Raw genomic sequence first — 12,154 nt, forward strand, 5'->3', positions numbered from 1 at the left:
TCACACCCCCACCGGTAGCCAGGCCCGCACCCGAAACCCGCCGGCTTCGCCGCCCGGACCTGCGTCCAGCCACCCACCGAGGCTCGCCGCTCGTTCCGCCATGCCGACCAGCCCGTTGCCGCCCGGCGACGCATCCCCGCGCGACGCGAGCGCGCCCCGGCCGTCGTCGCGGATCTCCAGCCCGAGCCCGTCGCGGCCGAACTCGACCGTGATGTCGACCCGGGTCGCGTCGGCGTGCCGCAGCACGTTGGTCACCGACTCCTGCACGATCCGATAGGCGGTGATCTCCACCAGTCGCGGTAACGGGCGCCGGTCACCGGCGTAGCTGATGCTGATCCGCGGTGCACGCCCGCCGTGCGCGGTCGCCAGATCCCGCAACCGCTCCAGCCCCGGTGCCGGTGCGTCGGGCGTACCGGCACCGTGAACACCGGTGACGTCGGCGGCGCGCAACACACCGACCGCCGCGCGGAGCTCGCCCATTGCCTCCCGGCAGGCGCTACGCACCACGCCCAACGCCTCGCCCGCCCCTTTCGGGTCGTCGTCGATCAGCTCGGCGGCCACGCTCGCCTGCACCGAGACCACCGCCAGCGTGTGTGCGGAAACGTCATGCAGCTCCCGGGCGATGCGCAGCCGCTCCTCCGTGAGCATCTGCGCCGTCGCCCGCTCCCGCTCCGCGACCAGCAGCGCCGCGCGTGCCTCGTGCTCTGCCCGCCAGGCCCGCCGGCTGCGCACCCCGTCACCGAGCAGGAGCGCGGCCAGGAACAGTACCGTGGAACTGTCGAGCGCGGCGTCGAACAGGCGAGCGCCGGTCTGCGCCGTGCGGGCGAGCGCGTCCGACACCAGCAGGCCACCGGCGACCGCCAGGCCGGCACGCCGCCTCGCCGTAACCGCCACCGAGTACAACGCCACCCACACCGGCACCGCGGGAGCGCCGCCCGGGTAGTCGCGCATGTGGTACCACACCCACAGCGCCGCGACAATGGTCAACGTCGGCGCCGGCCACCGGCGCCGGGCGAGCAGGACGACCGACATCGCCAGCCCGATGCCGTAGCCGACCGCGTCCGGCGCCCGATCGCCGGCCTCCCGCACGCCGGCCCCGATCCGGTACACCGTCGCGGCCCCGGCGAACACCGCCAGGAAGACGTCGACCGCCCACGGCGGCAGGTCCACCGTGAGCCGCCGCATTCGCGCCGTCATCACCGGCCCCACCGCGGCCGGCGGTGCGACCCCCCGTTGATGTCGGCCACGACGAAAGTCTAGTGGCGATCCCGCTGTATCTCAGTAGCGTGCCGCCGGTACAGCAACCAGGATCAGGCCACCCGCGACAGGTGGCGGACCGGCCGTCAGGGCCCGGTGTCGCCTGCCGGAGAAGCGGCCGGCACCATGGAGTCCGCCGCTGCGCTCTCGTTGCGCTCGCCGGCTTCGATGGAGGCGCGGCGCCACCGCAGCAATTCGTCGCGCTCGGCTTCTGGGATCGTCATCGACTCGGCGAGCACGGCGGCGAGCGCGCCCACGTGTGCGTTGTCGATGTCGGCCGGGAAGAGCCACCGGATGTTCTCGTCGCGCGTGATGAGGTCGATCGCCGGGCGGGCGGCCTTGTCCTTTGCGGTCGCCGCCCGGACGTATCGCACCTGGTCGACCGGGATGTCGAGACGGAGCTCGCCCTGTTCGAGGAACGCGTCGGTTTTCGCTGTGACGATGCGGCGGTCAGTGACGGCAACCAGTGTTCCGGGCGTGGCCTTGTCCAGCGCCGCGGCTAGCTTCTCCAGCGCGCCGCCGAAAATCGCGGAAATGGGGTCGAGGGTATCGACCTGGTCGGGGAAGCCGAGGACCCGTAGCGTTTCACCGTCTTCGAGGAACCATCGCAGGACGCGAAGGTACGGCTGGAGGTCCAGCGACGCGGGTGCACACACGATCCCGGGAGCCTCCAGGGGCGGGGCCGGTGGGCGCAGGGCGTCGGCAAGTGGCTCGATTGCCTTGAGGAGGCGGGCTGAGGCTTGTCGGGCAGCCTTCGCGTCCCCGCCCATCCCCGGCAGCGACAGTGTGAATGTATCGCGCCCGGGGAGTTCCGCGATGATGCGCAGTTCTCGCGTCAGCGACCCGACGAGGCTCGTGGTTTCGGCGAGAGCGGCGTCGAACTCCCGCTGAGTGTCGCGCGCGATGACCTCGACGAGCCGTGCCTCGTCAGCGTCGTCGTGTCCGGAGGTCCTCGCCCGTGCGGCGTGCAGCGCCTGGTAGCCGATCCAGGCCTTGACGGAGGCCAGCAGGGCGTTGGCGTCGAAGACGATCGCCTCGGCGTTCATTTCGAGATACTCGCGGCGGGCGCGTGTGTCGAGCCGCTGGATCTGCCGGATGTGACCGCTGACGTTCAGCCGGTACACCTCCAGCTGCGTCTGCAGGTCCGCACGTTTGCCCGCGACGGTGTCCCACAGGGACGTCGGAACCGCCTCGATCTCCCGCGCCTGGTCAAGGACGCGATCAATGGTGGCGACGAGCGCCGTCAACTCGGCCCACTGGGCGTGGCGAGCGGCCGTGAGGACCTGGCTGGTCAGCGCGACATTGGTCCTGGCCAGGTCCGTCACCTCGGTCAGCTGCATCTGCATGGCGATCTGGGCGAGGGCCGGCCCGAGCGCGGCCGCGGCCCGCGCCGCGCTGAACGCCTTCACCGGGATGAAGCGGGCCTGGGCGACGATGCGGCCGGGGACCATCACGGCTCCCAGGTTCGCTCCGTCTTTGACGGCGAGTGACGCGCCGCTCATCAGCAGGGCCCGGGTCTCGTCACTGATCCGATAGAGCCCTTGGATGCTGGCGAACGTTGTGCCGAGGTTGCCGGCTGTGGTTGCCGCGGCACCGACGGAGGCCAGGACTGCGGAGATCTGCTCCCGATGGGCGGTCGACACGAGGCCGAAGTCGATCAGATTGGCCCTGAGCTCGGCCGGAACATCACCGAAGACGACCGCGACCCCCGGAAGCACCTCCGCCAGCATCGTTGAGGTGGTCGATGCATCGGCGGTGGTGTGGCTGTTCTCCGCGGGCTCGGCGATCTCTGTCGAGTCCGAAGGGTCCTGCATGCGATTTCCTCCTCATGAGGGCGCGTCAAGGTCCGCCGCCGTCTGCCCGCCGCCGAAGTGTACGGCTGGTTGAGCCCCGCCGAGCGTGCGGCGGCGCCGCGAGCCAGTGGTGGTCGGGCCCTTCGACGCCCGCGACGAGATCGTGGTTCTGCATAGCCGCGATGTCGCGGGCCCGCGCGACATCGCGGCGGACGAGGTCCCGGTAAGCCGGTTCGTCGAATGGGCGGTCACCGCTCAGCGCGCGCCGGTAGTCGACGTGGTACCGGACCACCGACGAGGGGTCCGACCAGTCCACCTCTGTGGTTGCGACGAAGCTTCGGACTGCCGAGGTCGGCGGATGCGCACCCGGTACCGACGCCGCCGCGACCTCCTCCTCGAGGACCTGGCCCGCGCGCTGCCTGAGGCCACCACCCGCGGCATCGCCGCCGGGCTGCACGCCACCGTCGAGCTACCCGACGAGTACGACGAACAAGCGATCCTCGGCCAGGCCCCGGCGCCGTGGCATCGATCTGACGACCATGCACGAGTTCTGGATCCCGCCCACCACCGGGCGCCCGACCCTCCTGCTCGGCTACGCGCAGCTACCCATCCCCGCGATCCCCGACGCGGTCCGTTCGCTCGCCGACGCTGTCCGCCACTCGCGACCAAAGCACCGGGCCGTCATCAGCTGAGCTCCACGCTCCTGACCGACGCTCAATCTCATGATCGAGTCGGGATCGCCAGAGCAGCCCGGATCTTCCATGTTGTCCGAGCCCTCACCGCCAGCACAACGGAAGGTATCGGACCGACGGACATCCTCCGGCGGGTATCCGGTCATGCCGCCGTCACGGTGCCGGGCGTCACCGGGCGGAGCTTCGCGGCCTGAGCCTACGATCACGCCGAACTTCCGGTGAAAACCTTGCGGCGGCGGGCAACGCATCGGGGCGATCCAGGCACTTAAACGCCGAGGAGGCGGGATGCGACCGGATGACGACGCCCGGCGGCGGTTCGGGGAGTACTTCGCGGTGCGGCACATCGTGGTCCGCCGCACGGCGTATCTGCTGTGCGGCGACTGGCACTGGGCCGACGACCTGACGCAGTCGACGTTCATCAAGGTCGCGGCGGGCTGGCATCGGATCCGCGACGCGCAGGTGCTCGACGCGTACGTGCGCACCTGCTTGGTCCGGACCTTTCTCGCCGATACGCGCAGGTCGTGGTGGTGGCGGGAGCGCTCGTACGCCGACGTGCCGGACGGGGCCGTCGGCGGCGAGGGCGCCGAGTCGAGCGCGAGCCGGATGTTGTTCGCCGCGGCGCTGCAGCAGCTGCCGCCGCGGCAGCGGACGACGATCGTCTGCCGGTACTACCAGGGGCTTGACGTCGCCGAACCGCCGCGGTGCTCGGGTGCTCGGAGGGGACCGTGAAGAGCCAGACCGCCAAGGCACTCAGTGCCTTGCGGGAGCGGCTCAGCGCGGGGCTGAAGGAGGAGTCGTGCAAGAACTGAGGCATCTGCTGGACGACCTTGCGGGCTCGCCGGCACCGGCGCCGCGTGCCGCGTCCGATGCGCTGTTCGATGCCGGGCGGCGGCGCCACCGACGGCGGACGGTGGTCGCGACCGCGCTTGCGATCGTCCCGATCCTCGCGGTGGGGGCCGCGATCGTGTGGCTGCCCGAGCGGCACACCGCCCTGCCGCCCGTCGACAACTCGCCGTCCCCGTCCGTCTCCGCGCGGACCGTCACAGTGGGCTGGGCGGAGGTGACCGATTCGCAGCACGCGTACGCCCGCGCGGCGGACACGACCTTCGGGACCGACGACGGCGGCCGGACCTGGACCGCGCGCAGCAGTCTCGCGGTGCAGGACATGACGGCATTGAGCGTGAACGTACTGCTCACCAAGGCCAATTCGAGCGGCGACGACTCACCGCCGATGCGGCTGAGCACCGACGGCGGCCGCACCTTCGCCGACTTGGCGGACGGATCGGCGACGGTGCCGGCCGTGCCCGCCGGGGCCGCGGTGGTGTGCCGCGCGCCCGTCGCGATGACTCCGTGCAAACTGTCCGCGGTCGATCCGCAGACCCGCCGGATCTCGCCGCTCGCGCACCAACCGGACCTGATGTCGGCGTACAACGCTGTCGATCCCTTCGGCGAGATCCAGCCTGGCGGCGACCGCATCGTGGTCGCCGGCGAGGCGCAGAACACCGGGCGGCCGGCGGTTGCGTTCTCCGACGACCGGGGCCGGACCTGGAAGACCCACGCGTTCACGGATCTGCCGTGCACCAAGGACTGCAACGAAAGCATCTCGGTCCAGTCGTCGCCGGACGGCACGACGCTCTATGCGATCGTCGAGGACCCCGAAAGGCGGCAGGTGTACGTCTACTCGCAGCACCTCGGCGGGAGCTGGACACGCACCGGCGACGTCATCGCGTACACCGGCACCGAAAGCTTCTACAGGTCGTTCGTCGCCGCGGACGGCACGCTCTTCGTCGGCATGTCCCGCACGCTGCAGGTGGGCGAGGAACTCAACTACCTCGAGCTGCGCAACGGCCACTTCGCCCCAGCGGACCTGGACGGCCTCTCACCGACGGCGATGCCGGTACGCCGGAACCGCAGCGGCGACGGGTACTTCGCGCTCGACACGATGGCGTACGCGCTGTACCAGTCGTCGGACGGCCGGCACTGGACCAAGTTCCCGCTCATGCGGTAGCCGGCCGCCGCTACGCGTCGCGCCAGCGGGCCGCGAAGGCGCCCAACTCGGCCTCGTGCTGGGCGTCGCCGCGCTCGACTGGTCGTCGGGCTTGCGGCGGCGGACCTCCTCGTTGCCGGTGGCGGTCATGCCGTCGTCAATCCGGATAGAGACACGATCCGCCGAGCTTGGCGCACTCAGCCGCGATCCAGTGTACCGGGGTCCAGGCAATTCGCTCCCGGTGCGGCAGATCTCGTGACCCACGGTCACGGCAACGGGGAAGCATAATCTGTGAATGGGTTCGGTTATGTCATCCGCCGAACCGATTTCGCTTGGATTGCGGCGTTCGGACGTAGATTGCGGATGATCTTGCGGCGTTCAAAGTAACTTTGCGAAAGGTCGGTAAGCACGTGACCCACCGCACTCGCCACCCGTACGTCTTCCGGGGCGCGGTGCACTGTGGTGTCTGTGAGCGGCGGATGCAGGGCCAGTACGCCCACGGCGTGGCGTACTACCGCTGCCGTTTCCCGCAGGAGTACGCCCTCCCGAACCGGATCGAGCACTCGCGCAACGTCTACCTGCGCGAGGACGTCGTCTTCGAGCCGGTCGACAACTGGCTGGCGCAGCTCTTCGACCCCGATCCGGCGTGACGACACGATCAGTGCCCTGGCGGCCGTCCAGCAGGACGAGATCCCACCTGGGGTTCTGCGGGCAAGGGCCGCACTCGCCGAATGTGACACCAGGCTGGCCCGCTGCCGCGCGGCGCTTGAGGCGGGGAGTGGCCCGGCCGTGGTGACTGGCTGGATCGCTCAGGTGCAGGCCGAACGCGCCGTCGCCGAGGCGGAGATCGCCGGCCGGCCGGCTTCTGCCCGGAAGCTGACCCCCACTCAGATCAGGGAACTGGTCAGCGGAATCACAGACGCGATCACCGTCCTGCGCCGGGCCGACCCCGCCGACAAAGCCGAGGTGTACCGCCAACTCGGCGTGCGGCTGACATACCAACCTGAAACGCAAACGGTGGACGTCCAGGTACAGATCGGACGCCCACCGTTGGGGTAATGGTTTGTGTCGAAGGGGGGACATTACCCCCCACCCGTAGCATCCCCGCATGAAACGGGTATGCATGCGTACTAACCTATCGACGAATCGCGGTTCCTTCAAGTAGTCGGACAGTCGAGTCACCAGATGTGGATACGTGTGGTGGACCCTGGTGGGTCAGGGGCTGATCTGGATGATTGTGGTGTCGGTCGCTAGCGCATTGCCGGCGAGGTCGCTGGATAGCGTTGCGGTGATGGTGTGCTGTCCGGCTTGCCAGCCACCGGCGTCTACGTCGATCGACACCGTCGTGGTCGCGCCGCCATCCAACGGCACGGTGACGCCGCGGTGGCCCATGTCCGTGGTCGGGTCCGACAGTTCGATGGCGTAAACGGCTCGCGTCGGGCCAACGTTTGATATTCGCAGCCGTACAACTATGCGCCGCGGCGCAGCGGTAGCGGTGGCATCGAGGATTCGTACCGTGCCGTCGCCGTCTGCAGTTCGACGGAACCACCGCACGGGCCAAGCGGATGGTCCTGCGGCTTCGTCGGATGCGGTCGGTCGGCGTTGGCATCGTGGACGTGGCTCCTGCTCTTGTTGGTGCTGGGAGGGCTACCGGCCTGGCGGCCCTCCCAGCACCGGACGGTCACGGCGCGGTGAAGGTGATCTGCAGGCCACCAGCGCCGGTGGCGGACTTGTAGCTGCCCTGCAGCGTCTTGGTGCCGGGAGTCCAGACCAGTGACACGGTGGCGTCGACCGTCGTGCCGTCGGGCCGCTGCAGGCGCAGGGTGCCCTTATAGTCGGATGCGGTGGGCTGGACGCGTTGGAGGTTGAGCGCGAGCGGGGCGGTGTTCGGCCACGCGGCGACGGCGATGCTCTGCCGGCTGGTGGCATCGGGTGTGAATGTGGGCGCCGTGGTGGTGTAGGTCGCGGTGAGCTTGTCGCGCGGAGCCCCGGTCATGGTGACGGCGGCCTGCCATGGCAGCGCTGAGACCAATGCGGCAATCGTCGCGTCCCGGGTGGCGGGGTCGAGTCCCGAGTCTGCCGGCAGACTGCGGAGGTTGGCCAGTGCGTCCCGAGCCTGTCGTAGCTGGGCCGGGTCCGTGAGGTCGGGCGGGGAGCCGGCCGCTCTCCCGATGTCTTCGAGGAAGCGCCTGGTCAAGAGGTCCGGCAAGGGGTGCGAAGAAGGCCGATCCGCGGGTCGGGTCACCGGGTCTGGGTGACCTCGGCGTTCCGGCCGGGTGCGGTGGCGTTCTACGGTGGTCCGTCAGTGTTCGACGGACACGCCGAACAGCCGGGAGGACGCCCGCATGGCCGACGACCAGGTACCTGCGGCCAGCGGCAGCCGCCAGATCAGCTTGGACGCGGTGCAGTCCCTTGCCGACTTTGCCCAGGCATGTGATCGGTTGCGGGCCGGTCGTTCCTACGCCGAGCTGCGTAAGGCGGCACGGCCTCGGTCCCTGCCGGCGGCGACGTTGAGCGACCTGCTCAACGCGAAAACCACCCCGACCCGCGAGACGGTGAGCACGTTCCTGCTCGCGTGCGGCCTGGACGATGACGCGGCACAGCGACCGTGGCTCGCCGCGTGGGAACGAGTCGCTACCGCCCACCAACCACGCCCAGCAGGCGCTGAGCGAGCTCGACAGGCCCGGCCGCGGCTCCTCGGCGTGCACGCCGCCATTCAGATCCCCGGCGCCGCCGGAGAGCTGCCCCCATATGTTCCGCGCGACCTGGACGCAGACCTGCGCACCGCGCTCACCGCCGCCACGGCGCAGGGCGGGTTCGTACTGCTCGTCGGCGGGTCGTCAGTCGGCAAGACCAGAGCCCTGTACGAGGCGATCCGGGCCGACTTCCCGGAATGGTGGCTGCTGCACCCCGGCGACACCACCGCGATCACCAACCACGCCACCGCCCCAACGTCACGCACGGTGTTGTGGCTCGACGAACTGCAGCGCTACCTCAACCACCCGACCGGACTCCCCGCCGGCACCCTGCGCCAGCTGATCACCGCTGGGACCGCCGTGGTCGCGACGCTATGGCCCGACGAGTACGGCATGCGCACCGCCCGGCCCCTGGCCGGCCAGCCCGACCCGTACGCCAACGACCGCGACCTGCTCCTGCTCGCCCACACCATCCGAGTACCCGACACGCTCAGCCCGGCCGAACGACGACGCGGCGAAACCCTCGCCCCCACCGACCCGCGCATCCGCGTCGCGCTCGACGCCACAGACGCCGGCTTCACCCAAGTCCTCGCCGCCGGCCCCGCCCTCATCCAGCGCTGGGAACAAGCCACCGACTGCTACGGCAAAGCCGTCATCACCGCCGCGCTCGACGTGAGCTTCCCCCGCTTTGATGGAGCGGTGGTTACCTGCCTCCGGTTGGTGCAGGGGTGAGGTTGTCTGGCTCCGCTTGGCGGTGCCAGGCGGTCTCGTATTCGTCGGGGCTGTGGTAGTCGAGGTCGCGTTGGATGCGGCGGGTGTTGTACCAGCCGTCGATGTAGGCGAAGATCGCGTTCTCGGCCTCGTCCCGGGTGCGCCATGAGGTGCGGTAGACGAGTTCGATCTTCAGGGTGGACCAGAAGTTCTCCATCAGCGCGTTGACGCTCCTATATTTGTCAAGTTGCCGCATTGGTGCTGCGTAGCGGGCGGAGGAGGGCCCAGATTTCCCGGGCGAGGAGTCGTTTGAGGCAGCGGATGATCTCGGCTTTGGTCTTGCCTTCAGCGGTGCGGCGAGCGACGTAGCCGCGGGTGGGTTGGTGGTGTTGCATGCGGACGATGACGGCGCGGTAGAGCGCGGCGTTGGCCTGGCGGTGGCCGCCGCGGTTGAGTCGGTGGCGGTTGGTCATGCCGGAGGAGGCGGGGATCGGCGCAACGCCGCAGAGTCGGGCCCAGGCTGGTTCGGAGCGGACCCGGTCGATGTTGTCGCCGGCGACAATCAGTACCTCCGCCGCGGTGTCTGCTCCGATACCGAACGCCTCGACCAGCTGCGGTGCAAGGGTTCCGGTCAGTTCGATCAGCAGCGCTTCGTGGGTCTTGATCTCGTCGTTGAGGTATTGCCAGCGCCGGGCGATGGCACGCAGGGTGTGTTTGGTCGCGGCGGTGACAGTGTCGATGCTGCCGGGGCGCAGTCCGGCGCAGCGTTCGATCAGCGCCATCTTCGACAGTGGCTGGAGCTGCTCACGGAGCTCAGGGCTGGCGGTGACGATGACGGCCTTGAGGGTCACCATCGCGGCGGTGCGCGCCTTGACTGCGACATCCTTGGCCACCTTGATCTGGCGGAGCATCTCGACGGTGCCGTCGTTGGTCTTCGGGACCGAGGTGGCGGTGCCGTTGAGTGCGGCGCGGGCCGCGTTCTCGGCGTCGATGGTGTCGCTCTTGCCGCGAAGCCGGCGGTCGCGCCGGTCGGTGCGCAGGACCTCGATGACGCCAATGTCGCGGCGCCGGACGGCTGAAGTCAGCCCGGCACCGTAGGAGCCGGTGCCCTCGATGGCGAACACGAGCCGTTTGGCACCGAACGATGCTGCCCAGTCCAGCAGTTGTTCGTAGCCGGCCTTGTCGGCGGGGAACGACTGGGCGTCGAGCCGGCCGCCGATGTCGTCCAGGGCGACGGCGACATGCACATGCTTGTGGGTGTCGACGCCGATGACGACTCGACGCAGCCGGGGATCGCGGTTCATGCTGGGCATTGCGGGCTCTCTCCACCTCAGACCAGAGACGACGGGGTTCGCGACGCTGGCCGGTCGGGTGGACGGGACTGTGACGGGACCTGTTGCGATCAGGCTCCTATGAGGTCACTGCCCGCCCGGCCAGCACCACTGGTGCTGCACCGGCAGGCAGACGACAGTTCAACAGCAAGGACACCCAAACCGCGGGGTCAGTCATAACAAGAGTCAGGCCGCCTACCGGCGACTACCAGTCTCACAGTCGTAGCTGTCGCCGACCGAGCCCATCGACGGCAGGATCCCGTTGTCGGACAGGCGTTGCGTAAACCGGAACGACGTGTAGTTCGACCCGCGGTCGGAGTGGTGAATCAGCTGACCGTCGCGCACATCGCGGGACCAGATGCCGTACTCGAGGGCGCCGAGGATCAGATCGGTGTCGCAGCGGTCGCCGGCCTTCCATCCGACGATCCGGTTGGAGAACGCGTCACGGACCGCGGCCAGCCAGAACACGCCCTCGCCGCAGCGGATGCGGGTGGCGTCAGCGACCCACAACCGGTTCGGGCCGGTCGCGGTGAACTGGCGGTTGACCAGATCGGGCGCTGGCGTCGCCCGCGGGTCCTGACGGGTGGAACCACCGCGCCAGCCGCGGCGCAGGAACGCCCCCTGCCAGCCCTGGTCCGCCATCAGCCGTTCCACACGTTTGCGGCCGACGCGGATGCCGTCGCGGCGCAGCTGCCGGTGGACCCGGTCCGCGCCGTAGGTGCAGCCCGAGGCAGTCCAGATCTCGTAGATGTTGGACAGCAGCCCGCGGTCGACCAGATCCCGGTCACACGGCTGGACGGCCTGACGCAGCCAGGCGTAGTAGGTGGAAGAACTAATCTGCAGGACCCGTAACAGGAGCGCGACCGCGAAGCGGTCCGAATGTTCGTCGATGAACGTCATGACCGTCGCCGGGTCGGGTCGAGCTCCGAGGCGAAATACGCGCTCGCCGCCTTCAGGATCTCGTTCGCCCGCCGCAGCTCAAGGTTCTCCCGCGCCAACCTGCGGTTCTCTTCCACCAGATCGCTGGTGGGCTGGTCGGTGCGCTCACCGGCCTCGGCCTCGGCCCGGCGGATCCAGTGCCGCAGCGCCTCGTGATGCACGTTGAGCTGCGCTGCCAGCCGCCGGATCACCGGCTTCGGATCCGACTCCCGATACAGGCGCACAGCACGCTGCCGCAGCTCGTCGGGATATTTCTTCGGTGGTGCCACGGATCTTCCTCCCCACGGCCATCAGACCATGATCGAGAAGCTCCATGAAAGCGGGGGTGGCTCAACTGGCTCAGTCGTGTCCGCTACCCCGTCGCCCTGCACGCGGCAGTACAGATGGACGAGGACCATCCGCAATATCGCCGCACAGCACAGGCAGCCGACGAGGAGGCTGATGTAGGCGAGGAAGGCTGAGTCCTGACTATCGACGCGTAGCATGTGCACCGCGCGGGAACTTCGACAACTCATCGATGCTTCCCGTGCGTTCGCACGCGGCTACTCGTCAACGCAGCAGGTCCGTTCCGTTCCGTTGGGCGCTCCCCGGTCGGGCAACCTGAACGGTGAGCGCTCGAGTAGTCGTCGTCCTCCCCGCCGCGACGGCCGGTCGCCAGCAGACCGCTGCGGGACGCCCGAGCGCCGCCGGTAACAGTGAGCTTCATCGCGCGAGGTGCGCCGGTCGGGCCTCGCCGATCGCGACGGCC

The 12,154-nt window shown here is 69.3% G+C and carries 15 protein-coding genes; 6 read left to right on the forward strand and 9 right to left on the reverse strand.

What is annotated here, in order from left to right; genetic code table 11:
- The 3 genes from ACQEVU_RS10760 to ACQEVU_RS10770 all read right to left on the reverse strand — a co-directional run bounded on the left by ACQEVU_RS10760 (position 1) and on the right by ACQEVU_RS10770 (position 3,507).
- A complete protein-coding gene (locus ACQEVU_RS10760) occupies positions 1-1,197 on the reverse strand; it encodes a sensor histidine kinase (protein ID WP_433334890.1) in 1,197 nt (398 codons plus the stop codon).
- Between the two features lie 146 nt (positions 1,198-1,343).
- Positions 1,344-3,071, reverse strand: a complete 1,728-nt coding sequence (locus ACQEVU_RS10765; protein ID WP_433322577.1) for a hypothetical protein — start codon at positions 3,069-3,071, stop codon at positions 1,344-1,346.
- Between the two features lie 25 nt (positions 3,072-3,096).
- A complete protein-coding gene (locus ACQEVU_RS10770) occupies positions 3,097-3,507 on the reverse strand; it encodes a hypothetical protein (protein WP_433322578.1) in 411 nt (136 codons plus the stop codon).
- Between the two features lie 82 nt (positions 3,508-3,589).
- Here ACQEVU_RS10770 and ACQEVU_RS10775 point away from each other — a divergent pair, with 82 nt between their 5' ends.
- The 5 genes from ACQEVU_RS10775 to ACQEVU_RS10795 all read left to right on the forward strand — a co-directional run bounded on the left by ACQEVU_RS10775 (position 3,590) and on the right by ACQEVU_RS10795 (position 6,788).
- Positions 3,590-3,742, forward strand: a complete 153-nt coding sequence (locus tag ACQEVU_RS10775; RefSeq protein WP_433322579.1) for a hypothetical protein — start codon at positions 3,590-3,592, stop codon at positions 3,740-3,742.
- Between the two features lie 285 nt (positions 3,743-4,027).
- Positions 4,028-4,471, forward strand: coding sequence for a sigma factor (locus ACQEVU_RS10780; RefSeq protein WP_433322580.1), 444 nt, complete (start codon positions 4,028-4,030; stop codon positions 4,469-4,471).
- 67 nt (positions 4,472-4,538) lie between these two features.
- Positions 4,539-5,750: a hypothetical protein gene (locus ACQEVU_RS10785; RefSeq protein WP_433322582.1), complete on the forward strand. Its 1,212-nt coding sequence runs from the start codon at positions 4,539-4,541 to the stop codon at positions 5,748-5,750.
- Between the two features lie 389 nt (positions 5,751-6,139).
- Positions 6,140-6,379 (forward strand): zinc ribbon domain-containing protein, encoded by a 240-nt coding sequence (locus ACQEVU_RS10790; protein ID WP_433322583.1) that lies wholly within the window; start codon positions 6,140-6,142, stop codon positions 6,377-6,379.
- Positions 6,380-6,518: 139 nt separating this feature from the next.
- Positions 6,519-6,788, forward strand: a complete 270-nt coding sequence (locus ACQEVU_RS10795; protein WP_433322584.1) for a hypothetical protein — start codon at positions 6,519-6,521, stop codon at positions 6,786-6,788.
- 156 nt (positions 6,789-6,944) lie between these two features.
- Here the strand turns inward: ACQEVU_RS10795 and ACQEVU_RS10800 are convergent, their stop codons facing one another.
- Both ACQEVU_RS10800 and ACQEVU_RS10805 read right to left on the reverse strand, forming a co-directional pair.
- A complete protein-coding gene (locus ACQEVU_RS10800; protein WP_433322585.1) occupies positions 6,945-7,283 on the reverse strand; it encodes a hypothetical protein in 339 nt (112 codons plus the stop codon).
- A 127-nt stretch (positions 7,284-7,410) separates the two neighbouring features.
- Entirely contained in the window at positions 7,411-7,761 is a 351-nt protein-coding gene (locus tag ACQEVU_RS10805; RefSeq protein ID WP_433322586.1) for a hypothetical protein, read from the reverse strand.
- 313 nt (positions 7,762-8,074) lie between these two features.
- Between ACQEVU_RS10805 and ACQEVU_RS10810 the strand changes: the two genes are divergently transcribed.
- Positions 8,075-9,157 carry a hypothetical protein gene (locus tag ACQEVU_RS10810; RefSeq protein ID WP_433322587.1) on the forward strand — a complete coding sequence of 361 codons (1,083 nt, stop codon included), beginning with the start codon at positions 8,075-8,077 and terminating at the stop codon, positions 9,155-9,157.
- On the opposite strand, the gene ACQEVU_RS10815 is transcribed toward ACQEVU_RS10810, so the two are convergent.
- The 4 genes from ACQEVU_RS10815 to ACQEVU_RS10830 form a co-directional block, all read right to left on the reverse strand.
- Positions 9,129-9,392 (reverse strand): IS3 family transposase, encoded by a 264-nt coding sequence (locus tag ACQEVU_RS10815; protein WP_433322588.1) that lies wholly within the window; start codon positions 9,390-9,392, stop codon positions 9,129-9,131. The genes ACQEVU_RS10810 and ACQEVU_RS10815 overlap by 29 nt on opposite strands.
- On the reverse strand, positions 9,379-10,440 hold the full coding sequence (locus tag ACQEVU_RS10820) for an IS110 family transposase (protein ID WP_433322589.1): 1,062 nt from the start codon (positions 10,438-10,440) through the stop codon (positions 9,379-9,381). Before ACQEVU_RS10820 ends, ACQEVU_RS10815 begins: the two co-directional genes overlap by 14 nt.
- A gap of 222 nt (positions 10,441-10,662) precedes the next feature.
- Entirely contained in the window at positions 10,663-11,367 is a 705-nt protein-coding gene (locus ACQEVU_RS10825) for an IS3 family transposase (protein WP_433322590.1), read from the reverse strand.
- On the reverse strand, positions 11,364-11,675 hold the full coding sequence (locus ACQEVU_RS10830; protein ID WP_433322591.1) for a transposase: 312 nt from the start codon (positions 11,673-11,675) through the stop codon (positions 11,364-11,366). The genes ACQEVU_RS10825 and ACQEVU_RS10830 overlap by 4 nt, the downstream gene beginning before the upstream one ends.
- Between the last annotated feature and the right edge of the window lie 479 nt (positions 11,676-12,154).

Origin of the sequence: Dactylosporangium sp. CA-139066 (assembly GCF_050936175.1) — a bacterium.
Classification (GTDB): domain Bacteria; phylum Actinomycetota; class Actinomycetes; order Mycobacteriales; family Micromonosporaceae; genus Dactylosporangium.